This window comes from Paraburkholderia phytofirmans PsJN (assembly GCF_000020125.1).
Taxonomy (GTDB): Bacteria; Pseudomonadota; Gammaproteobacteria; order Burkholderiales; family Burkholderiaceae; genus Paraburkholderia; species Paraburkholderia phytofirmans.
In genome coordinates this window covers 2,819,401-2,842,081 of sequence record NC_010681.1, presented here as the reverse complement: position 1 = coordinate 2,842,081, position 22,681 = coordinate 2,819,401, and the positions used below count along the sequence as shown (strand labels likewise).

Genomic DNA, 22,681 nt, shown 5'->3' with positions numbered 1-22,681 from the left:
CTGCGCGAGAGGTCAGGCGCAAAGCAGGGCGCAGCGAAAAACGCGCGAAACGCAGCCGGCAATGACGTAGGCCGGCGCGGCCTCCCGCTTTGTAGCACGAACGCCCGCTGCATGCAGGCGCGCCAACGAAAAAGCGGCCGAAGCCGCTTTTTCATGTTCCGCTTGCCGGCGCCGCCCTCGCAGGGCTTATGCCGCTTGCTGACGAGTGCGGCTGTAGCGCGACAGGATCGGGATCATCTGCGCGTAGACCTTCGCGTTGCCCGCGACGATTTCGCCGACGTGCAGGAAATCCGAATCGCCCGTGTAGTTGCCCACCAGGCCACCGGCTTCCGTGATCAGCAGGCTGCCCGCGGCGACGTCCCACGCATTCAGGCCTTGCTCGAAGAAGCCGTCCATGCGCCCGGCGGCGACGTTCGCCAGATCGAGCGCGGCGGCGCCCGGACGGCGCAGGCCGGCGCACGCTTCGGTCATTTCAGCGAACTGGCGGCCGTACGCTTCGAGGCCGTCCTTTTCGCGGAACGGGAAGCCGGTGCCGATCAGGCCGTCGGCCAGACGGTCGCGCTTGGCCACGCGGATGCGGCGATCGTTGAGGAACGCGCCACGGCCGCGCGAGGCGGTGAACAGGTCGTTGCGGGTCGGATCGTAGACCACGGCCTGCGTCACGATGCCCTTGTGAGCGAGCGCGATCGAGATGCAGTAGTACGGAAAACCGTGAATGAAATTGGTGGTGCCGTCGAGCGGATCGATGATCCACTGGTACTCGGATTCGTTATCCGACTTGCCGGATTCTTCGGCGAGGATGGCGTGATCGGGGTAGGCGGTCTTGAGCGTGTCGATGATCGCCGCTTCAGACGCTTTGTCGACCTCCGTGACGAAATCGTTGTGCTGTTTCTTGCTGACCTGAACCAGATCGAGATCGAGCGAGGCGCGGGTGATGATCTGTGAAGCGCGGCGCGCGGCTTTCACAGCGATATTGAGCATGGGATGCATGAGACTGGATCCTTGTGCCGGGGCAGCACGGCTGCTGGCCGGTAAATGAGCGCTAACCTGCGCTAATTGGGCGCCCTCTAAGAGGCGCGAAAAACAGCACGGAACGCTCGCCCGGTACAACCGGTGCGCATTCCGCCGACGGAGACGAATTGGATAAGAACGAGGCGTTCATGCAGTGCCGGACGGCAAAGCAGGACGCGAATTTCGTTATTTTACCTGAGTCCGGACGCCGCGGCAGCGTTTGCGGGGCCCGCGGCCAGCCTGCCGAAGTTTTACGCGGCTCGGCCCGGCACTCGCAGGCGCATTGCCGTACGCATCGGCATGCGCATCTGCGCCGATTTCGGACCGCCCGCGGCGTTGGCGCTACCATACGCGTCTTTAGCTTGCAGAATTCCATCGTGGACCACACCCACCATTCCTCCGATCCTGCCGTAGCCGAACTGCGCGGCGGCTTCACCTCGACGCGCTTCGTGCTGGTCGAGCCGAGCCATCCGGGCAACGTCGGCGCCGCGGCGCGCGCGCTGAAAACCATGGGTTTCTCGCGGCTCGTCCTGGTGTCGCCGCGCGTGCCGCACGTGCAAAGCGACCCGGAAGCCATCGCCATGGCAAGCGGTGCCGACGACGTGCTGGCGTCCGCGCACGTCGTGCCGACCCTCGCCGATGCCTTGAGCGGCGTGCACTGGTCGATCGCGCTGACCGCGCGGTTGCGCGAATACGGGCCGCCGCAATGGACGCCGCGTGCCGCGGCCGGCATTGCGCGTGAACAGGCGTTGCATGGCGAGATCGCACTGGTGTTCGGCAATGAGCGCACGGGTTTGTCGAACGAGGACGTCGAGCGATGCAGCGCGCTCGCGCATATTCCCGCCAATCCGGCCTATAGCTCGCTCAATCTCGCGCAGGCCGTACAGGTGCTGGCGTATGAACTGCGCACGATGTATCTGTCGGCCGGGAGCGGCGCCGCTGCGGCGCAAACCGCGCCTCAGGCGGCAGCGGGCGAGGGCGAAGCCGTCGGTGCGCGCGCCGCGAGCGACGAAATCGAAAGCATGTTCACGCATCTGGAAAGCGCGCTCGTCGCGCTCGAATTTCTCGATCCGGCGAATCCGAAGAAGCTGATGTCGCGCCTGCGGCGTCTCTTTGCGCGCTCGGGTCTCGAGCGCGAGGAAGTGAATATCGTGCGCGGCATCGCCAAGCACATTCTGTTGAAGAGCAAGTCCAAAGACGACGCGTCCTGAATGCTGCGTGTCGTACCTGAACTGAATGCTTCCCCGCTGGCCGGCGACGACCCCGCCGGCAGCGTGGACTTCCGGCAGGTTTTCCGCAATCCCCCTACAATCCCTAGGACGTTCTAAGCAAAGCTGCCGCCGTGCTATGCGGCGAGCCACGCCGTCGTGCGCGCCAGGTTGCGCGTGCGGCGCTTTCTCCCACAACACAGTCCCTGCCATGTTCACGAGACTTCGCGAAGACATCGCCACGATCCGCGAGCGCGACCCCGCCGCCCGCAGCGCCTGGGAAGTCCTCACGTGTTACCCGGGTCTGCACGCGCTCGTGCTGCACCGGCTCGCGCATGCGTGCTGGCGAGCCAAACGCCGCTGGTTCGCCCGTTTCGTCTCGCAGATGGCGCGCTTCATGACCGGCATCGAAATCCATCCGGGCGCAACGCTCGGGCGGCGCGTGTTTATCGATCACGGCATGGGCGTGGTGATCGGCGAGACCGCGCAGATCGGCGACGACTGCACGATCTATCAGGGCGTCACGCTCGGCGGCACCTCGCTCACGCGCGGCGCGAAGCGGCATCCGACGCTCGAGCGCGGCGTGATCGTCGGCGCGGGCGCGAAGGTGCTCGGCGGTTTCACGATCGGCGCGGACGCGAAGATCGGCTCGAACGCGGTGGTGACCAAGCCCGTGCCGGCGCGTGGCACGGCGGTGGGCAATCCGGCGCGGATCATCGTGCCGGCGGCGGCCGCGGTGGCTCCGGAAGCGGCGGTCAACGCCGTTTCCAACGGCGCCGCGTGCGACGTCAAACGCACCGCCGCAAGCAGCGGCTTCTGCGCCTATGGCATCACGCCGAACGCGGACGATCCGGTGTCGCTGGCGATTCATGGGCTGATCGATCACGCCGCGACGCAAGCTAAACGCATCGACGAAATCGTCGATGCGCTGGAGCGGCTGGGTACGAGTCTCGAAGGACTGCAAGGGGCGGATGCGGCGTTGCTCGATCTGCGACGGTTGTCTGCGGCGATTGCAGGGAAAGTGGAAGCGGCGGCAGCGGAGCGGTGAAAGTTATTCGTGTGCGCCGTCGAGGCCGGCGCTAAACGCGGCGTAGAGCGAGGCCAGCCACAACGCTGACACGCGTGGCTCGTAGCAGTGCCGAACTACCTTGCGCACGTGATCCATCGACACGGGCGCAATCAACCGCCATCACCTTCAACCCAACGGCAACGCCCGAATCCCTTCAGCGTCGATACGCAAATATCCACCACGGCGCTCGCCGTGGTCGAGATCCCAATCCGGCAGAACCCAGCGCGTGCCGCCCGGCTCGCGATGCCGCGCCGGCCGGTGCGTGTGCCCATGAATGAGCGTCGCCGTTTTCGACGATTTGAATAACGCAGCCACGGCTGCCGCCGTCACGTCGTACTTCGGCGAAACCGGCCGCGCGCGGCCTTGCTCGCTTTTCGAGCGCATGTTTTCGGCGAGCCTCTGACGCCAGCGCAACGGCCACGCGAGAAACAGCATCTGCGCGAAACGGTTGCGCGCAAAACGCCGGAATGTTTGATAGCCACGATCCGCCGTGCACAAGGCATCGCCGTGCGCAAGCACGAGACGCGTGCCGAACGCGGTGATCACGAACGGGTCGGGCAGCCAGATCGCGCCGGCTGCTTTCATGAAGCGCTTGCCCAGCAGGAAATCGCGGTTGCCGTGCATGATGTAGAGCGCGATGCCGCGCTCCGACAACGTATGCAGCAGCGCCGCCATGCGCGCGGCGAACGGTTCGACGAGCATATCGTCGCCGATCCAGTACTCGAACAGATCGCCGAGTATGAACACCGAATCGGCCTGCTCGGCCGTGAAGCGGATGAAATGCTCGAACGCGGCGACCGTGTGCGGGATCGCCTCGCTCAGATGAATATCGGAGAGGAAAAAAAACGGGCGTGCGGCGTGCGGGCGTTTGCCCTCGCCAGGCACGCCCGCGGCGACGCTTCGCAGCGGCGTTTCTTGCAGCATTGAAGGTGCCTGATATCAGTTCGAACGAATCGATGCTCGCTACGACACTTAGTCGACGATCACAGCCTTTTCGATCACCACGTCGTCCGCCGGCACGTCCTGATGGAAGCCCTTCGAACCCGTCTTGACCTTCTTGATCTTCTCGACGATGTCGAGGCCTTCGACCACCTTGCCGAACACGGCGTAACCCCAGCCTTGCGGCGTCGGCGACGAGTGGTTCAGGAAGTCGTTGTCGTTCACGTTGATGAAGAATTGCGCCGTGGCCGAGTGCGGGTCGTTCGTGCGCGCCATGGCGACCGAGCCGTTGACGTTCTTCAGACCGTTGTTCGCTTCGTTGGTGATCGGCTCGCCCGTCGGCTTCTGCTTCATGCCGGGTTCGAAGCCGCCGCCCTGGATCATGAAGCCGTCGATCACGCGGTGAAACACCGTGTTGTCGTAGTGGCCGGCCTTCACGTAGTTAAGGAAGTTCTCAACCGACTTCGGCGCCTTTTCAGCGTCCAGTTCGAGTTTGATGACGCCGTGGTTCGTATGCAGTTCAACCATGATGGAATCCTTTGATGAACAGGGTGGATAAAAGGCGCGGCCAGTCGTCATGATTTGTCATGATCTGACTTTCAGCCGCGCCGGGGCGTGGATTGAGCGCTGACGCTTTTTCTCTCGCGCGCCTGACTACGGCGCGCTGGTCCTGCAATTATTTGCCGACGACCGTGGCCGACTCGATCACGACCGGCTTTTGCGGCACGTCGCCCATCGGGCCGCGCGAGGTGGTGGGCGTGCCTTCGATCTTCTTCACGACGTCCATGCCGCTCGTGACCTTGCCGAACACCGCATAGCCGTTGCCGTCCGGATTCGGATAGTCGAGGCCGGCATTGTCCACCGTGTTGATGAAGAATTGCGCGGTGGCCGAATTCGGGTCGCTGGTGCGCGCCATGGCGAGCGTGCCCGTCATGTTCTTCAGACCGTTACGGCTTTCGAGCGGAATCGGCGCGCGCGTCGGCTTCTCCGCGAAGCTCTGCGTGTAGCCGCCGCCCTGAATCATGAAGCCACGAATCACGCGATGGAAAATCGTGCCGCTGTACTGGCCGGACTTCACATAGTCGAGGAAGTTGGCGACCGTCTTGGGCGCCTTCTCAGGATACAACTCGACGCGGATGTCGCCTTCCGATGTCTTGAAGAGGACGGACGGATGCGCGGCTTGCGAACCGGACTGGGCAAATGCGGGAGCGTTTGCGATCAGGGCGGCGCTGCCGAGCGCCAACATCAACCATTTCATGAAGATCCTCAGGGTTGGAAAAAACGTATTGCGCGAGACGTAATGGCTTTACTTCGACGGCGCCATGTAGGGCGGCATGGCCAGCGAGCCATTCGCGCCGCCGTACTGGAAGCTCGGCGTTTGCGTCATGTTCGAGGTGGCGCGGGCGGTGTAGTCGTCTTCCGCGCTGGCGGCCTGTTTCGCCTGGCCCGCGGTCCTGACCGGCGAGATGACTTTCTGAATGTCCGCGAGACGCTGCGTGGTGGTAGGGCTCACCTTGCCGAGGCTCTGCGCGCGGCGATAGGCCTCGTTGGCCATGCGCAGATACAGGTCGCCGAGATTCTCGTAGGCGAGGCCGTAGCCCGGGTTGACCTTGGTCGCCGTTTCGAGCGCGGCGCGCGCTTCGGCATATTGACCATGCTTCGCGTAAAGCGCGGCGAGGTTGTTATAAGGCTCGGGCAACTCGGGGTATGTCTGCGTGAGTTCGGTGAACGCGGCGATGGCTTCGTCGTCGCGATTCAGATGGGCGAGCACCGTGCCGCGCTTGAATTTGGCTTGCGCGTCGCGCGGATTCGAGGCGATGCGCGCGTCGAGCTGGGTCAGCGAGGCCGCCCAGTTTTTCTGCGCGATCGACGCGTCGATCTCCGGCGTGTTGTCGCGCACGGCGGGGCCCTGTGGCAGCGTGGCGGTCTTCTGCGCAAAGGCGGCCGCGGCCGGCACGGCCGCGAGGGCGAGCGCCACGGTGACGCGCAAGGTGAGGGCCCGCGTGGCGCTACCGAAGGCCGTCGCGGCGAGGGTCGCAGCGCTGCGCGCGCGGCCGCTTGAAGGTTTCATAGGCTCAGGTCTGGATGTTATACTCCGACCCATTCTAACAAAAGGTCTGCGCGTTCCGTCGAACCGCAAACTGTCTTTTCGCCACTCGTGGTCGTCTCCGCCTTGATCGCAGCCTGACCGCCGCACCAGGTGCACCGGTTTTGCTGTATGCGACACGCCCGCCGTCCGGTTCTTGACTGGCGGGGCGCGCCGCGCATGAAACACATTGCGGATTTCTTTCGGCCCACGCACCGTTCTCTATGGAATCACTGCGCATCTACAACACGCTCGCGCGTGACAAGCAAACTTTCGTGCCGCTGCAAGAAGGCGTCGTGCGGATGTACGTCTGCGGGATGACCGTGTACGACTATTGTCACGTCGGTCATGCGCGGGTGATGGTCGTGTTCGACATCGTGCAGCGCTGGTTGCGCACGCTCGGCTACGACGTGACCTACGTGCGCAATATCACGGATATCGACGACAAGATCATCCGGCGCGCCGTGGAGAACGGCGAGACCATCAAGGCGCTGACCGATCGCTTCATCGACGCATTGCACGAAGACGCGGACGCGCTCGGCATCCAGCGGCCCGACCTCGAACCGCGCGCCACGGATTTCATTCCGCAGATGCTCGGCATGATCGAGCAGCTCGAAGCAAACGGCTACGCCTATCAGGCGAGCGACGGCGACGTGAACTATGCGGTGCGCAAGTTCGCGAACTACGGCAAGCTGTCGGGCAAGTCGCTCGAAGATCTGCGCGCGGGCGAACGCGTCGCGGCGAACGACGCGAAGCAGGATCCGCTCGACTTCGTGCTGTGGAAACAGGCCAAGCCGGACGAGCCGGCGGATACAGGCTGGGATTCGAAGTATGGGCGCGGCCGTCCCGGCTGGCATATCGAATGCTCCGCAATGGGCTGTACATTGCTCGGCGAACATTTCGACATTCACGGCGGCGGCCAGGACCTGCAGTTTCCGCACCACGAAAACGAAATAGCGCAAAGTGAAGCTGCTACCGGTCAAACCTTCGTCAATTTCTGGATGCACAACGGCTACGTACAGATCGACAATGAGAAGATGTCGAAGTCGTTGAACAACTTCTTTACGATCCGCGAAGTATTGGCGCAGTACGATGCCGAGGTCGTGCGTTTCTTTATCGCACGCGCGCACTACCGCTCGCCGTTGAACTACAGCGACGTGCATATCGACGACGCCCGCAACGCCCTCGCGCGTTTGTACACCGCGCTGAAAGACGTCACGCCGGACGCCGCCGAACTCGACTGGAACGAAGCGCATGCACAGCGTTTTCAGGCAGCAATGAACGACGACTTCAACACGCCGGTTGCAGTGTCGGTGTTGTTCGAGTTGGCAACAGAAGTGAACCGCACGCGCGACCCCGCGCTGGCCCGTCAATTGCGCTCGCTAGGCGCGGTGATCGGACTGCTCGGCCGCGAGCCGCGTGCATACCTGCAGCAGGCAGCGGGGGCTGCAGCTGAGGGCGCGCTCGAGCCCGCCGCGATCGAAGCGAAGATCGCGGCGCGCGTGGCCGCCAAGCAGGCGAAGGACTATGCGGCAGCAGACCGGATCCGGGCTGAATTGCTCGAGGCCGGCGTTGCACTTGAAGACAAACCCGGCGGGTCGACCGAGTGGCGGCGCGTGTGAGCGCACCTCGACTTACCCTTTGATCGACTCGCCAGGCAGGAGGCAGGATGGCAACGGCCACGAAGACGCCGGCTAAACGAGCCGCGTCTCAAACAAACGCGTCAGCCGCGGCAAAGTCGACACGCACGTCGGCTCGCACGGGCAGCGGCGCGGTAAGGAAAGCATCGTCGAAAGTCGCCGGGGTGGCGGCCAAGACCGCAGCGGGCGCAGCGAAAAAATCTGCCGCGAAGCGCGCGCTCAACGGCGCGTCGGCGCATGCGCCTGTCGCGAAACGCGCGAAGGCGCCGCGTGCGAAGAGCAATGGCGCGTTGCCGGCAGAACTGCCCGGCGACGTGCAGGAACTCGCCCGCATCACCGTCGAGGGGCACGAAGGCGAAGTCGTGCGCAAGACACGCGCGTCGGCAACCGCGGGCGGCGAAGCGGCGAGCGCGAGCGAAGTCGCGGTGCCGGTGCAGATCGCTGGCCTCACGCCTGAAGTCACGCGTCCGGCCTACTGGGACAAGGCGTGTGCCGACCTCGTCAAGCGCGATCGCATTCTGAAGAAACTGATTCCGAAGTTCGGCCCGGTGCATCTGCTGAGTCGCGGCGATCCGTTCGTCACGCTCGCGCGGTCGGTGGTCGGGCAGCAGATTTCGGTCGCGTCCGCGCAAGCCGTTTGGGCGAAGGTCGAGGCCGCGTGTCCGAAGCTCGTGCCGCAGCAGTTCATCAAGCTCGGTCTCGAAAAGCTGACCACGTGCGGGCTGTCCAAGCGCAAAGCCGAATACGTGCTCGATCTCGCGCAGCATTTCGTTTCGGGCGCGCTGCACGTCGGCAAATGGACGTCGATGGAAGACGAGGCGGTGATCGCCGAACTCACGCAGATTCGCGGCATCGGCCGCTGGACAGCGGAGATGTTCCTGATCTTCAACCTGTCGCGCCCCGACGTCCTGCCGCTCGACGATTTGGGCCTGATTCGTGCGATCAGCGTCAACTACTTCAGTGGCGAGCCGGTCACACGCAGCGAAGCGCGCGAAGTCGCCGCCAACTGGGAGCCGTGGCGCACCGTCGCCACCTGGTATATGTGGCGTAGTCTCGACCCGTTGCCGGTCGACTACTGAGAAAAAGAAACGGGACCATTCCAAAAGCTATCAATTATTAAGAATTGATAGTTGCGAGATGGTTTTGACATCGGCGCGCGCGGTTAGAATACGCGCTGCCGGTAAGTCCAAGGATTACAAACAATGAAGACCACGTTTCTGGATTTCGAACAGCCGATCGCTGAACTCGAAGCGAAGATCGAAGAATTGCGCTTCGTGCAGGACGATTCGGCCGTCGATATTTCGGAAGAGATCGAGCGGCTGTCCAAGAAGAGTCAACAGCTCACCAAAGATCTGTACGCGAACCTCACGCCGTGGCAGGTTTCGCAAATCGCCCGTCATCCGCAACGTCCGTACACGTTCGACTACGTGAACGAGCTGTTCACCGATTTCCACGAACTGCATGGCGACCGCAACTATGCGGACGACCTGTCTATCGTCGGTGGCCTCGCGCGTTTTAACGGCCAGGCGTGCATGGTGATCGGCCATCAGAAGGGCCGCGATACCAAGGAGCGCGCGCTGCGCAACTTCGGCATGCCGCGTCCGGAGGGTTATCGCAAGGCTGAGCGTCTGATGCGCCTCGCCGAAAAATTCGGCTTGCCGATTTTTACGTTCATCGACACGCCGGGCGCGTACCCGGGCATCGGCGCGGAAGAGCGCGGCCAGTCGGAAGCGATCGGCCGCAATCTGTACGTGATGGCCGAGCTGAAGACGCCGCTGATCGCGACGATCATCGGCGAGGGCGGTTCGGGCGGCGCGTTGGCCATTGCGGTCGGCGACAGCGTGCTGATGCTGCAATTCTCGACCTATTCGGTGATCTCGCCGGAAGGCTGCGCGTCGATTCTCTGGAAGAGCGCCGCGAAAGCGCCGGAAGCCGCGGAAGCACTTGGTCTGACGGCGCATCGTCTGAAGGCGCTCGGCCTGATCGACAAGATCGTCAACGAGCCGCTGGGCGGCGCGCATCGCGATCCGAAGGGCATGGCCGCCATGTTGCGCCGCGCGCTCGCCGATTCGCTGCGTCAGTTCCAGGGCATGAGCATCAACGACCTGCGTCAGCGTCGTTTCGAACGGCTCATGTCGTATGGCAAGTTCAAGGAAACGACGCCGGGTGCTTAAGCCCGCGCGCGTTCTCTTTCGCCTTCAGCGCTTAACGCGCTAGCGACGTGACTCTCTCCGCCGAAACGCCAGCCGACCGCCTCGTACTTGAGGCGGTCGGCTTTTCTTTATCTACGCTTTCAGCTAACGCGCGTATCGCGGTCGCTTTCAGTGGCGGCGTGGATTCGAGTGTGCTGCTCGATGCCGTAGTGCGTGTCGCGGGCGCGTCGCGTTGTATTGCGTTGCACGTGCATCACGGGCTGAGCGCGCATGCCGATGCGTGGCTCGCGCACTGCGAGGCGTTCGCGCGGGAGCGTGGCGTCGAGTTTGCGGCAGAGCGCGTCGAGCTGTCGCGTGACGCGGGCGTGAGCGTCGAAGCCGCCGCTCGCGATGCGCGTTATCGCGCGCTGGACGACATGTGCGCTTCGCGTGGTGTCGCCACGCTGTGGCTCGCGCAACACGCGGACGATCAGGCTGAGACTGTATTGTTGCAATTGCTGCGCGGCGCTGGTCTCGCTGGACTTGCCGCGATGGCGCCGGAGTATTTGCCGGCGGGGGCGCTGGCAACACGCGTGCGGCCTTTGCTTCATCTGCTGCGCGCGCAGCTCGAACAATACGCTAGCGGGCGTGCGTTACGCTGGATCGACGATGAGTCGAACGCCGATACACGCTACGCGCGCAATGCGTTGCGCCACGAAGTGACGCCGGCGCTGGCCGTCCACTTTCCGGGTTTTCGCGACGCGCTCGCGCGCACGGCGGCGCACGCGGCGTCGGCGCAGCGTTTGCTCGACGCGCTGGCGCGCATCGATATGCAAGAAGCGTCACGCGACGAAGGACGCGCTCTCTCGCACGATGCATTGCTAGCATTCGACGACGACCGCGCGCTCAATCTTCTGCGTTACTGGATGCGTACGTTGGGTCTCGTCGCCGCATCGAGCGCGCGTCTCGGCGATGCGCTGCGTCAGTTGCGTGAGACCGGCGCGGCGGGAGAGGGCCATGGTCTGCGGATCGATCACGCAGGCCAGGCGTTGCGCAGCTATCGCGGCCTGGTCTATTGGGAAGCGGGAGACAGCAGCGATCCCGCCGATGAAACCGCGCTCGCCGCGCGCGCAGTCAGCGAACTCGCGTGGCAAGGCGAGTCGATCTGGCGCTTGCCGCAATGGCGCGGCACGTTCGTATTCGCCCAGGCCCACGCCGACGCCGCCTTTGGCGAGGGCGACGCAATGATTCCCGTGAGCGTTTTGCAACGTGCCGTGTTGAGCGCGCGTTCGCGCAGCGGCGGCGAACGCATGCGCACGAGCGACGCGCCGCGCGCACCGAGCCGCACGTTGAAAAACCTGTTTCAGGAGCGCGGCGTTCCCGCGTGGAAGCGCGATGTTCCGCTGCTTTACATAGGCGGCGACCTGCTGTTCGTGCCAAGGCTTGGCGTCAATCGCGTGGCGTTGCCGGAGCAGATCGACGAGGCCGAACCGTGTGTCAGGATCGTCTGGCGTGAGGATCTGCTGATCGCCTGACCGGCCGGTCGGACACCTCGGGTGTCCGTGCGGCGAATCCGGAAATAGGGCGCAAATCTCACACGAAGAAGCCCTTTGCAGCGCCTATTCAGCGCATTCCAATAGCCTTTCCGGCTTGTCTTTTTGCGCTCGATCGGGTACGTTAACTTGTTTGCCCGACCCGATTTCGCCTTCGCTTTTGTTGAATTAGTCGGTTTTCGATCGTGATCCGTCGTTTCCGGTAAGCCATCAGCGATCATTCCCGGGCAAATCCGCGCGTGCTGCACGCGTGCTGCATTTACGCCGCCACACACTCTGCCGTCGTTCACAAGACGTTGCGCTTCTGTGCTTTTGTGCGGTCGTCTCCAGCGCGCCAGCGCGGTTTCTCCTCCAGTTCAGAACGACAATGGCACTCATCGTACACAAATACGGCGGCACCTCGATGGGCTCGGTCGAGCGCATCAAGAACGTCGCCAAGCGCGTCGCGAAATGGCACAAGGCTGGCCACAAGATGGTCGTCGTGCCGTCGGCGATGTCCGGCGAAACCAACCGCTTGCTCGGCCTCGCGAAAGAAATTACGGGTCAGCCGAGCCCGCGCGAACTCGACATGATCGCCGCCACGGGCGAGCAGGTCAGCTCGGGCCTGCTCGCCATCGCGCTGCAGGAAGCCGGCGTCGACGCGGTCAGCTACGCCGGCTGGCAAGTGCCGGTCAAAACGGATAGCGCGTTCACCAAAGCGCGCATTAGCGAGATCGACGGCGAGCGCGTGCTGCGCGATCTCGACGCGGGCAAGGTGGTGGTGATCACAGGCTTCCAGGGTATCGATCCCGACGGCCATATCACTACGCTCGGCCGCGGCGGTTCGGATACGTCGGCGGTCGCGGTCGCGGCCGCGTTGAAAGCCGATGAGTGCCTGATTTACACTGACGTCGACGGGGTCTACACGACCGACCCGCGCGTGGTGGAAGAAGCGCGCCGGCTCGATCGCGTGACGTTCGAAGAAATGCTGGAAATGGCAAGCCTGGGTTCGAAGGTGCTGCAGATCCGCTCGGTGGAATTCGCCGGCAAATATCAGGTGAAGACACGTGTGTTGTCGAGCCTGACCGATCCGCTGATGCCGCTCGACGCTGAAATGAAGTCGGGCACCCTGATTACTTTTGAAGAAGACGAGACCATGGAAAAAGCAGTCATCTCGGGCATCGCGTTTCAGCGCGACGAAGCTCGCATCGCCGTGATGGGTGTGCCCGACAAGCCGGGCATCGCGTATCAGATTCTCGGCCCGGTGGCGGACGCGAATATCGACGTCGACATGATCATCCAGAACCAGAGCGTGGAAGGCAAAACGGCGTTCACGTTCACGGTCGGCCGCGGCGACTATCAGCGCGCCATGGACATCCTCACGACCCAGGTGAAGGGCCATGTGCAGGCCGAGCAGGTGCTGGGCGATCCGAAGGTGTCGAAGGTCTCGGTGGTGGGCGTCGGCATGCGCTCGCATGTGGGTATCGCGAGCACGATGTTCCGCACGCTGTCGGAAGAGGGCATCAACATTCAGATGATCTCGACCTCGGAAATCAAGATCTCGGTGCTGATCGACGAGAAGTATATGGAGCTCGCCGTGCGCGCGCTGCATAAGGCATTCGAACTGGATCAGGCGTAAGTGGTTTTGAATAAACGGGGCGTACAAGAGCGTCCCGTTTGTTTTGCGTGGCCGAGGTGAATAAATTGCGTCGCCAATGACGAAACTGGCACAAAAACTGTTCGCCAGACATTGACCTTCGCGGTTCGGCCCGCTATTATCTTGGCTTCGTCGCGCTGACTCCCTGCGCGACCGAAAGTTTGGGAGACGTGGCCGAGAGGTCGAAGGCACTCCCCTGCTAAGGGAGCATCTGGGCCAAAACCTGGATCGAGGGTTCGAATCCCTCCGTCTCCGCCAGAAGTGGTAGAGAGAACCCCGCAGAGTCTAGGCTCTGCGGGGTTTTGTTTTTTGGGGCGTTGCAGCTGGGCGGGTCTGTACTGACATGGGTCGCTTTAACCTCGCTCGCGCGAGCATGAACGTTCCGGTCCTCCCGAAACCAACATTTAGCTCAGCTTGTAAATCGCCGCCGCCGTGTCATGCAGGAGTCTTCGCTGCTCCGCTACGGTGAACTTCGCGATCACGTCGAAGTACGCTCTATACAGTTTTTCGAAGCTGCAGGCTAGCTTGCTGATCGGCATATGACTGGCGAACATGCATCGATCGGGGCCAAAGACTTCAATGGTTTCGAGTATCCAGGATCGGACCTGAGCGACCGTCCAATGAATGCCGAAGATGCACTCCAGTCCGAATATTTTCACCGCCACATTGGGACACGCGCCCACGGCGGTCATTTCACGTTTCCATGCTGCCTGGCCATCGCTGGTCAGATCGAGTGGCCAACCCATGACGGGCAGCACGAACTGAATGTCGGGAAACGCACTTGCCAGCGACGCAAGTTCGGGCAGTTGCGGCGCGAACATTTCCAGTTCGCAGATCAGGCCACGCCCCCGCAGCGACGCGAGTCCATGTCGCCATGCCGGGTCCGACATGAGGTCCGGCCTCGGCGCATAGCGAAGCAGCGGGTTCTTCGGATGCCAGCCCAGATGTTGGCGAACGCAACGGATTCGTTGCGCTGACGCATACGCTTCCAGCGTGGCTGGCAGATCAGGACTCGAAAAATCGACCAGAGCGATGATGCCGTCCGGGCGTCCTGTGGCGTTCGCAAGCTTTTGCGCCCAGCGTGCTTCGTCCACCGGGTCGGTCGAAATAAATTCCGCCCAGACTGTGCCCACGACATTCAATGCGCTCGTATCGCGCGCGTAGTCTTCGGGCAAATAGATGCGGGGGAGCGCGCCGTAGTCGCCGACAAGCGCTTCAAAGCCTTCGCTGCGCGTCGCGAACACGGGGTAATGCAAGCGTCGGGCGTCGTAGAAGTGTTGGTGACAGTCAAGGATCGGCAGGGCGGCGCAGTCCATCGTCCAGGTCTCCGTACGAGAGCCAGCACTGAAGCGCAGTGCTTGTCCAGTGAGGTTAGCACGACTCGCTTGTGCATCCTCGAAGTCTCTTGGCGGTTTCACGCAGTCGATTCCTCCAGCGGGTCCGCCATTCAGTAATTGCCCCTCCAGATCACTCTTAAAATACGAGCCTTAACCCCACCGTTCCGACAAACTGCGAAGGCACCGACGAAGGGGTTGTATTCTGCGAATCCCCGACCAACGCCAATGCGTTAAATCGCGCGTCCACGGCATTCGGCGATAGATAGGTTACCGAATTATTAAGGCGCGACGTGGTGTCGGACGAGTCGACATCGCGTGCTGCGCGCCGGCCGTCCCGAGCGCGTCGACCAACTGGAAGTAGGGCGTGGTTTGCGGGCAGGCCGAGCGTGCTCGCCTGCAGGTTGCTCTGGCTCATGTGGAAGCTGGCGACCGCGCTGATTGTTGAGATAGGTGAGCACGTCTATCGACGGCACGGTACAACGTGAGTTGCGCAAATACCATGCGCCTGCCTGTGTCTATGCGCAGCATGCCGAATCCCCCGCTGTATAAACGCGCTGCGAGCAAAGCCGTCTCCCATTGCACCTTGCTTTGATTACCACGCCACGGCTTTTTCACCGAAACCCTATCCAATGTAACGAGACGTAACCAGGCGCGTATCGGCGCGATGTTATGCATCAGTTATTACAAAGTTGAAATACGCGGTGCGACGCCTTGCGCTATATTTCCGCCAACAACACATTCTTCCAAAGGGTGATCAATGAAGTCCGCTCGTCTTGTTCCACTTTTGATCGGGGTTTTCGCGCTGGGCGCGTCGGGTGCTGCAATGGCCGGCGGCCTTAATATTGGTGTCAACATCGGCATTCCGGCGCCAGTTTACGTAGCACCGGCACCGGTCTACGCGCCGCCTCCGCCGCCTCCGCCGCCGGTCGTCTATCAACCGGCACCCGTGTACTACGGCGGTCCGGCGATCGTGATCGGCTGGCACGGCGACCGTTACTGGGACGGCCGCCGTTACTGGGCTCGCGATGACTGGTACCGTCACCATCCCCCGGGCCATTACAACTACGGCCGCGACCATTACGACAATCATCGCGGCTGGCACTAAGCGTCTAGGCTGCGGTTGATCGAATCGCAGAGTCAAAGAAAAACCGCCCTCGGGCGGTTTTTTGTTGGGCTTCAGCAACGAGCCCGCGAAATAGCGCGGCGCGCATTGAACAAAGCGCCACGTGTTCGCGCACAAGATTAGTCGTTCACTCCGCCACGGCAGCCATGCCGCCCACCACCGCGCTAAAGCCGCTATCGACGTGCACGATTTCCGCCGTCACACCGGCCGCCAGATCCGATAGCAGAAACGCCGCCGTATTGCCGACCTGTTCGATCGTCACGTTGCGCTTGAGCGGCGCGTTCTGTTCGACGAACTCGAGAATCTTGCCGAAGCCCTTGATACCGCTCGCGGCCAGCGTCTTGATCGGGCCCGCCGAAATACCGTTGACGCGCACGCCCTTCGCGCCGAGCGAGACTGCCAGATAACGCACGCTGGCTTCGAGCGAAGCCTTGGCAAGACCCATGGTGTTGTAATTCGGGATCGCGCGTTCGGCGCCGAGATAAGTCAGCGTGAGCAACGACGCGTCCGGCGTGAACATGGACTGCGCGGCCTTGGCGAGCGCCGGAAAGCTGTACGCGGAGATGTCGTGTGCGATGCGGAAATTTTCGCGCGTCATGCCGTCGAGGAAGTCGCCGGCAATCGCTTCGCGCGGCGCAAAGCCGATCGAATGGACAAGACCGTCGAGGCCGTCCCAGCGTTGCCTGAGCGAGACGAAGAGGGCGTCGATCTGGGCGTCGTCGGCGACGTCGCAGGCGAACACCAGGTCGCTGCCGAACTCGCCGGCGAACTCGGTGATGCGGTCCTTGAAGCGCTCGCCGACATAGGTGAACGCCAGTTCGGCGCCTTCGCGCTTGCAGGCTTGCGCGATGCCGTAGGCAATCGATCGGTTCGACAGCAAGCCGGTCAGCAGGATGCGTTTGCCAGCAAGAAAGCCCATGGAATCTCCCGGTCGGATCGGCACGCCGCGCCCGTCGACGTCGTGCGCAACAGACGTGCGGATCGCGCAGGTTTATTGGGTAGAATTCTCTCACACTGCACTTGCCCCCTGACCAACAAGGCCCCTATGACAACTGGCTCGCGACGGGTTCCAACGCCTCATGCACTCTGGTGCAGCGTGCTTCATCGACCCTCGCGTGCCGGCCTCGCGATTGCGCCGCGTGCATGGCGCGCCGCCAGCACCGCGATGATGTGCGGCGTGCTGGCCGTGGCTGGTCTTCTCGTGGCGCCGCGGGCGCACGCGGTCTATGCGATCGCGCAATACGGCGAGCCGAAGTATCTGGCGGATTTCAAGCACTTCGATTACGTCAATCCGAATGCGCCCAAGGGCGGCACGCTGGTGCTAGCCAATCCGAGCCGCCTCACCAGCTTCGACAAATTCAATCCGTTCACGCTGCGCGGCAATACGGCGCCCGGTGTCGACCTGATGTTCGAAAGCCTCACCGTCGGCAGCAGCGACGAAGTGGCGTCCGCCTACGGGCTGCTCGCCGACGACATCAGCATCGCGCCGGACGGCCTCTCGGTGACGTTCCACATCAATCCGCTCGCACGCTTTTCGAACGGCGATCCGGTCACCGCCGACGACGTCAAGTTCTCGCTCGACACGCTGAAAAGCCCGCAGGCCGCGCCGCAATTCGCATCGATCTTCGGCGAAATCACGCGCGCGGTGGTGGTCGATCCGCATACGATCCGCTTCGAGTTTCACCAGCGCAATCGCGAGTTGCCTCTTCTCGCGGGCGGCATACCGGTGTTCTCGCGCAAGTGGGGGATGAAGCCGGACGGCAGCCGCATTGCATTCGACCAGCTCGCGTTCGAAAAGCCGATCGGCAGCGGGCCTTATCTGATCGAGCAGTACGATAACGGCCGCACCATCACCTATCGGCGCGACCCGAATTACTGGGGCGCGGCGCTGCCGGTGCGCGTCGGCATGAATAACTTCGATCGCATCGTCTACAAGCTGTATTCGGATAACACGGCGCGGCTGGAGGCGTTCAAGGCAGGCGAGTACGACGCACTGGTCGAGTACGTCGCGCGCAATTGGGTGCGGCGTGACGTCGGCAAGAAATTCGACAGCGGCGAACTGATCAAGCAGGTGTTTCCTCAACATAACGGCACCGGCATGCAGGGCTTCATGCTGAACACGCGGCGGTCCTTGTTTCAGGATGTGCGCGTGCGCAAGGCACTCGATCTCGCGCTCGACTTTCAATGGCTCAATCGCCAGTTGTTCTTCAATCAGTACACGCGTATCGACAGTTTCTTCGCCAACACCGATCTGCAGGCGAAGGGTCTGCCTTCACCGGGCGAGTTGGCCTTGCTCGAACCGTGGCGCGCGAAGCTTGACCCGGCCGTGTTCGGTCCGCCGCCGAAGCAGCCGGACACCGACCCGCCCGGCTCGCTGCGCGCCAATCTGCTGGAGGCGCGCGCGCTGTTGCAGCAGGCCGGCTGGACCTATCGCGACGGCGCGTTGCGCAACGCCAAGGGCGAGCCGTTCCGCTTCGAGATTCTCGACGACTCCGGTTCGTCCGCGCAGATGGAGCCGATCGTCGCGACCTTCATCCGCAATCTGCAGAAGCTGGGCATCCAGGCCACGTTTCGCGTGTCGGATTTCGCGGTCTATCAGAAGCGTCTGGACGCCTTCGACTTTGACACCACCACGATCCGCATGCCGGACGTGCAGGTGCCCGGCTCCGAGCAGATCGAACGATTCGGCAGCAAGGCGGCCGATACGCAGGGTTCCGATAACATGATCGGGCTGAAGTCGCCTGTCGTGGATGCGATCCTGAATGCGCTTGTGCATGCGCAAACACGCGAGCAACTGGTCGACGCCACGCACGCGCTCGACCGTGTGCTGATGCATGGCTACTATGTCGTGCCGCATTGGTACAGCGCCACGCATCGGGTGGCGTTCAAGCGCGGTCTTGCGTGGCCGAAAACGCTACCCCTGTACTATTCAGCGGAAGGCTGGATTACATCGATGTGGTGGTTCGCGCAGCCACCATCGCAATCGCAACCGCCGGCGCAACCTTAACCCCGCTGACGCCTCATTCATTCACCGCCTTCGCACCGGAAACACCGCCATGTGGAGCTACATCCTCAAACGCCTGCTGCTGATGATCCCGACCTTGCTCGGCGTGCTGACGCTGACCTTCGTCGTGATCCAGTTTGTTCCCGGTGGCCCGGTCGAGCAGATGCAGCACGAGTTGCGCAAAGGCGCGGAAAACGGCGCGCCGTTCGGTTTGCGCGCGCATAACGGCGTCGACGCGCAGCAGATCGCGCAACTCAAAGCGCTATACGGGTTCGATAAACCGCCGCTCGAACGCTATGTGCTGATGCTCAAGCGCTTCTCGACTTTCGATCTCGGCCAGAGTTATTTCCGCCATCAAAGCGTGTGGTCGCTGATCGTCTCCAAGCTGCCGGTCTCGATCAGCATTGGCTTGTGGACGTTCTTCCTGACCTATCTGATATCGGTGCCGCTCGGCATTGCAAAGGCGGTGCGCAACGGCTCGCGCTTCGATGTCGCAACGAGCCTTGTCGTGCTGGTCGGCTACGCGATTCCGGGTTTCGTGCTGGGCGTTTTGCTGCTCGTGCTGTTCGGCGGCGGCACGTTCCTGCAACTGTTTCCGCTGCGCAATCTTACTTCGGACAACTGGGCGCAGTTGAGCGTGGCCGGCAGGATTCTCGACTATCTGTGGCATATCGCGTTGCCGATCACGGCCTCGGTGGTGGGCAGTTTCGCGGTCGTCACCATGCTGACGAAAAACGCTTTTCTCGATGAGATCCGCAAGCAATACGTGCTGACCGCGCGTGCCAAAGGTTTGTCCGAAAAGCGCGTGCTGTGGAAACATGTGTTTCGCAATGCGTTGTTGCCGCTGATCGTCGGTTTTCCGGCGGCGTTTATCGGCGCGTTCTTTACCGGCAGTCTGCTGATCGAAACACTGTTTTCGCTCGACGGCCTTGGGCTGCTGTCGTACGAATCGGTGGTGCGGCGCGACTACCCGGTCGTGCTCGGCACGCTGTATCTGTTCACGCTGATCGGGCTCGCGACCAAGCTGATCTCCGATCTTTGCTATGTGTGGGTCGATCCCCGCATCCAATTCGAACAACTGGAGCGCTGATGAATCGAGCCCGTCTTTCCACCGATGCGTCGGCGCGCACCGAACCGGCGCGCGCGTTCGTCTCGCCTTCGCCGGCGCGCCGTGTGTGGCAGCGTTTTCGGCAGCAGCGTTTGGGCTACTGGAGCCTGATCGTGTTCGTCGTGGCATTCGCGGCGAGTCTGGCCGGACCGCTCTGGTCGAACGACAAACCGTTGGTAGTTCGCTACGAAGGCAGCCTGTATTTTCCGATGTTCAAGACGTACGCCGAGACCACCTTCGGCGGCGACTTTCCGACGCCGGCAGATTATCTCGATCCGTATATCAAGCATCGTTTCGACGCGCCGGGTAATTTCGCGCTGTATCCGCCGAATCGCTACTACTACGACACGCTGAATTACTTTTCGAAGGCGCCGAACCCGGCGCCGCCGTCACGCGACAACTGGCTCGGCACCGACGACCGCGGCCGCGATCTGTTCGCGCGTCTGCTCTACGGCTTCCGGGTGTCGGTGGAGTTCGGACTCGTGCTGACGCTGATCGGCACGATACTCGGCATCGCGGCGGGCGCCGTGCAGGGTTATTTCGGAGGACGTACCGATATCGTCGGACAGCGTCTGATCGAAATCTGGAGCGCCATGCCCGAGCTTTACCTGCTGATCATCTTTTCATCGATCTTCGAGCCGGGCTTCATCCTGCTGATCGTGCTGCTTTCGCTGTTCGGCTGGATCGGCCTGTCGGACTACGTGCGCGCGGAGTTCCTGCGCAATCGCCACCAGGACTACGTGCGCGCGGCACGCGCGATGGGGCTGTCGAACTGGCAGATCATGTGGCGGCATGTGTTGCCCAATAGCCTCACGCCGGTGATCACCTTCCTGCCGTTTCGCATGAGCGGCGCCATTCTCGCGCTGACGAGCCTCGACTTTCTCGGCCTGGGCGTGCCGTCGCCGACGCCGAGCCTCGGCGAGCTGCTCGCGCAAGGCAAGGCGAATCTCGACGCGTGGTGGATTTCTCTGTCCACCTTCGGCGTGCTGGTGGCAATGCTGTTGCTGCTGACGTTCATGGGCGACGCGCTGCGCAATGCGCTCGATACGCGCATCTCCGATGCGATGCGCGCCGGAGGCAATCAATGAGCGCGAACTTGCAAAACACGGCGTCACGGACCACGCCACCGCCGCTGCTCGAACTGGACCATTTGCACGTGCGTTTCGGCGACACCGTCGCGGTGAGCGACGTCACGCTCGCGATCCAGCGCGGCGAACGCGTGGCGCTGGTCGGTGAATCGGGTTCGGGCAAGAGCGTGACCGCGCTGTCGATCCTGCGGTTGCTGAGCGACGCGCAGGTGAGCGGCTCGATCCGTTTCGACGGCGAGGACCTGCTCGGGAAAACCGAGCGCGAGATGCGCGGTATGCGCGGCTCGGACATCGCGATGATCTTTCAGGAGCCGATGACCGCGCTCAATCCGCTCTACACGGTCGGCGACCAGATCGCGGAAACCATCGTCGTGCATGACGGCGTGAGCGCGAACGAGGCGCGCAAGCGTGCCGTGGCGCTGCTGGGACGCACGGGTATCGCCGAACCGGGCAAGCGCGTGAACAGTTATCCGCATCAACTTTCAGGCGGCCAACGGCAGCGCGCGATGATCGCTATGGCGCTGGCGTGCCGGCCGCGTCTGCTGCTCGCCGACGAGCCGACCACGGCGCTCGACGTGACGATCCGCGCGCAGATTGTCGACCTGCTGCTGGAGCTGCAACGCGACGAGGCGGAAAAACGCGGCATGGCCGTGCTGCTGATCACGCACGACCTGAACCTGGTGCGCCATTTCGCGCAGCGCATCGCGGTGATGGAGAAGGGCGTTCTGGTGGAGAGCGGGCCGGTCGAGCAGGTGTTCGAATCGCCGCAGCATCCGTACACGCAACGTCTGCTGGCGAGCCGCCCGCAGCGCACGGTGGTGCCGGTACTGCCGATTTCGCCGGTGCTGCTCGAAGCGCGCGAAATCTCGGTCGATTTCAAAACGAAGCTGCCGGGCTTCAGCGGCTGGTTCCGTTCGGGGCGCTTTCGCGCCGTGGCGGACGCGAATGTGTCCGTGCGCCAGGGCGAGACGCTCGGAATCGTCGGCGAATCGGGTTCAGGCAAGTCGACGCTGGCGATGGCCTTGCTCGGGCTGCAACGTACCGTGCACGGCGAAATCGAGTTTCAGGGCAGGGCGCTCGGCAGTTATCGCGGCGCCGAACAGACCGCCTTACGGTCGAACATGCAGGTGGTCTTCCAGGATCCGTTCAGTTCGCTTTCGCCGCGCCAGACCATTGAGCGGATCGTCGGCGAAGGGCTCGCGCTGCACCGGCCGGCCATGACGCCGCAAGCACGCCGCGACAAGGTGATCTCGGTGTTGCGCGAAGTCGGCCTCGACCGCACGGTGCTGCAACGCTATCCGCATGAATTTTCCGGCGGGCAGCGCCAACGGATCGCGATCGCGCGCGCGCTGGTGCTCGAACCGCGCATCCTGATCCTCGACGAACCGACCAGCGCGCTCGATGTTTCCATTCAACAGCAGGTGCTGAAACTGCTCGCCGGATTGCAACAGAAGTACAACCTTGGCTTCGTTTTTATTAGCCACGACTTAGCGGTCATCGGGGCAATGGCGCATCGTGTTGCGGTCATGCAAAACGGTTCGATCGTCGAAAGCGGCGAGGTTGAGGAGATTTTTTCGACACCCGCCCACCCGTACACTCGAAAGCTGCTGAAAGCAGCGCTGGACCATTGATTTACCGCTTTTTCACCAATTGGGTGCGTGTCTCGATTGTATTTTTCTATTTCTTTTGACATGTGAATACTTACTGGCTAGTATCGACCAAACTTTTTTCCGTAGACCCCTGATTT

19 protein-coding genes and 1 tRNA gene are annotated in these 22,681 nt (G+C 62.6%); 13 read left to right on the top strand and 7 right to left on the bottom strand.

Features of this window, described 5'->3' with window-relative positions; translation table 11 throughout:
- Nucleotides 1–186 precede the first annotated feature (186 nt).
- Entirely contained in the window at nucleotides 187–990 is an 804-nt protein-coding gene (locus tag BPHYT_RS12465) for an inositol monophosphatase family protein (protein ID WP_012433509.1), read from the bottom strand.
- Nucleotides 991–1,388: 398 nt separating this feature from the next.
- Between BPHYT_RS12465 and BPHYT_RS12460 the strand changes: the two genes are divergently transcribed.
- Together BPHYT_RS12460 and cysE are read left to right on the top strand one after the other, a co-directional pair.
- Nucleotides 1,389–2,222: an RNA methyltransferase gene (locus BPHYT_RS12460; RefSeq protein WP_041758477.1), complete on the top strand. Its 834-nt coding sequence runs from the start codon at nucleotides 1,389–1,391 to the stop codon at nucleotides 2,220–2,222.
- A gap of 208 nt (nucleotides 2,223–2,430) precedes the next feature.
- A complete protein-coding gene (gene cysE, locus BPHYT_RS12455) occupies nucleotides 2,431–3,267 on the top strand; it encodes a serine O-acetyltransferase (protein ID WP_012433506.1) in 837 nt (278 codons plus the stop codon).
- 147 nt (nucleotides 3,268–3,414) lie between these two features.
- On the opposite strand, the gene BPHYT_RS12450 is transcribed toward cysE, so the two are convergent.
- From BPHYT_RS12450 to BPHYT_RS12435, 4 genes are all read right to left on the bottom strand, one after another.
- Nucleotides 3,415–4,212 carry a UDP-2,3-diacylglucosamine diphosphatase gene (locus BPHYT_RS12450; protein ID WP_012433505.1) on the bottom strand — a complete coding sequence of 266 codons (798 nt, stop codon included), beginning with the start codon at nucleotides 4,210–4,212 and terminating at the stop codon, nucleotides 3,415–3,417.
- Nucleotides 4,213–4,260: 48 nt separating this feature from the next.
- Nucleotides 4,261–4,755 carry a peptidylprolyl isomerase gene (locus tag BPHYT_RS12445; protein ID WP_012433504.1) on the bottom strand — a complete coding sequence of 165 codons (495 nt, stop codon included), beginning with the start codon at nucleotides 4,753–4,755 and terminating at the stop codon, nucleotides 4,261–4,263.
- A gap of 148 nt (nucleotides 4,756–4,903) precedes the next feature.
- Nucleotides 4,904–5,485, bottom strand: a complete 582-nt coding sequence (locus BPHYT_RS12440) for a peptidylprolyl isomerase (RefSeq protein ID WP_012433503.1) — start codon at nucleotides 5,483–5,485, stop codon at nucleotides 4,904–4,906.
- Nucleotides 5,486–5,533: 48 nt separating this feature from the next.
- Nucleotides 5,534–6,298 (bottom strand): tetratricopeptide repeat protein, encoded by a 765-nt coding sequence (locus tag BPHYT_RS12435; protein WP_012433502.1) that lies wholly within the window; start codon nucleotides 6,296–6,298, stop codon nucleotides 5,534–5,536.
- 239 nt (nucleotides 6,299–6,537) lie between these two features.
- Here BPHYT_RS12435 and cysS point away from each other — a divergent pair, with 239 nt between their 5' ends.
- The 6 genes from cysS (at nucleotide 6,538) to BPHYT_RS12405 (ending at nucleotide 13,532) form a co-directional block, all read left to right on the top strand.
- Entirely contained in the window at nucleotides 6,538–7,935 is a 1,398-nt protein-coding gene (cysS, locus tag BPHYT_RS12430; protein ID WP_012433501.1) for a cysteine--tRNA ligase, read from the top strand.
- 47 nt (nucleotides 7,936–7,982) lie between these two features.
- Nucleotides 7,983–9,032: a DNA-3-methyladenine glycosylase family protein gene (locus BPHYT_RS12425; RefSeq protein WP_012433500.1), complete on the top strand. Its 1,050-nt coding sequence runs from the start codon at nucleotides 7,983–7,985 to the stop codon at nucleotides 9,030–9,032.
- Nucleotides 9,033–9,155: 123 nt separating this feature from the next.
- On the top strand, nucleotides 9,156–10,127 hold the full coding sequence (locus BPHYT_RS12420) for an acetyl-CoA carboxylase carboxyltransferase subunit alpha (protein WP_007181378.1): 972 nt from the start codon (nucleotides 9,156–9,158) through the stop codon (nucleotides 10,125–10,127).
- A gap of 47 nt (nucleotides 10,128–10,174) precedes the next feature.
- Nucleotides 10,175–11,620: a tRNA lysidine(34) synthetase TilS gene (gene tilS / locus BPHYT_RS12415; protein WP_012433499.1), complete on the top strand. Its 1,446-nt coding sequence runs from the start codon at nucleotides 10,175–10,177 to the stop codon at nucleotides 11,618–11,620.
- 385 nt (nucleotides 11,621–12,005) lie between these two features.
- Nucleotides 12,006–13,256, top strand: coding sequence for an aspartate kinase (locus BPHYT_RS12410; RefSeq protein WP_012433498.1), 1,251 nt, complete (start codon nucleotides 12,006–12,008; stop codon nucleotides 13,254–13,256).
- A 182-nt stretch (nucleotides 13,257–13,438) separates the two neighbouring features.
- Nucleotides 13,439–13,532: transfer RNA gene (locus BPHYT_RS12405), tRNA-Ser, on the top strand.
- Nucleotides 13,533–13,678: 146 nt separating this feature from the next.
- On the opposite strand, the gene BPHYT_RS12400 is transcribed toward BPHYT_RS12405, so the two are convergent.
- Nucleotides 13,679–14,590 (bottom strand): amidohydrolase family protein, encoded by a 912-nt coding sequence (locus BPHYT_RS12400; protein ID WP_012433497.1) that lies wholly within the window; start codon nucleotides 14,588–14,590, stop codon nucleotides 13,679–13,681.
- 778 nt (nucleotides 14,591–15,368) lie between these two features.
- Here BPHYT_RS12400 and BPHYT_RS12395 point away from each other — a divergent pair.
- On the top strand, nucleotides 15,369–15,716 hold the full coding sequence (locus BPHYT_RS12395) for a hypothetical protein (RefSeq protein WP_012433496.1): 348 nt from the start codon (nucleotides 15,369–15,371) through the stop codon (nucleotides 15,714–15,716).
- Between the two features lie 145 nt (nucleotides 15,717–15,861).
- Here BPHYT_RS12395 and fabI read toward each other — a convergent pair whose 3' ends face one another.
- Nucleotides 15,862–16,653, bottom strand: a complete 792-nt coding sequence (gene fabI / locus BPHYT_RS12390) for an enoyl-ACP reductase FabI (RefSeq protein WP_012433495.1) — start codon at nucleotides 16,651–16,653, stop codon at nucleotides 15,862–15,864.
- A gap of 126 nt (nucleotides 16,654–16,779) precedes the next feature.
- On the opposite strand from fabI, the gene BPHYT_RS12385 reads away from it, so the two are divergent.
- From BPHYT_RS12385 to BPHYT_RS12370, 4 genes are read left to right on the top strand one after another with little or no spacing between them, the layout of a single operon-like run.
- Nucleotides 16,780–18,741, top strand: coding sequence for an extracellular solute-binding protein (locus BPHYT_RS12385; RefSeq protein ID WP_083772051.1), 1,962 nt, complete (start codon nucleotides 16,780–16,782; stop codon nucleotides 18,739–18,741).
- A 49-nt stretch (nucleotides 18,742–18,790) separates the two neighbouring features.
- Nucleotides 18,791–19,828 carry a microcin C ABC transporter permease YejB gene (locus tag BPHYT_RS12380; RefSeq protein ID WP_012433493.1) on the top strand — a complete coding sequence of 346 codons (1,038 nt, stop codon included), beginning with the start codon at nucleotides 18,791–18,793 and terminating at the stop codon, nucleotides 19,826–19,828.
- Entirely contained in the window at nucleotides 19,828–20,934 is a 1,107-nt protein-coding gene (locus tag BPHYT_RS12375) for an ABC transporter permease (protein WP_012433492.1), read from the top strand. Before BPHYT_RS12380 ends, BPHYT_RS12375 begins: the two co-directional genes overlap by 1 nt.
- Nucleotides 20,931–22,565: an ABC transporter ATP-binding protein gene (locus tag BPHYT_RS12370; protein WP_012433491.1), complete on the top strand. Its 1,635-nt coding sequence runs from the start codon at nucleotides 20,931–20,933 to the stop codon at nucleotides 22,563–22,565. The genes BPHYT_RS12375 and BPHYT_RS12370 overlap by 4 nt, the downstream gene beginning before the upstream one ends.
- Nucleotides 22,566–22,681: the final 116 nt, after the last annotated feature.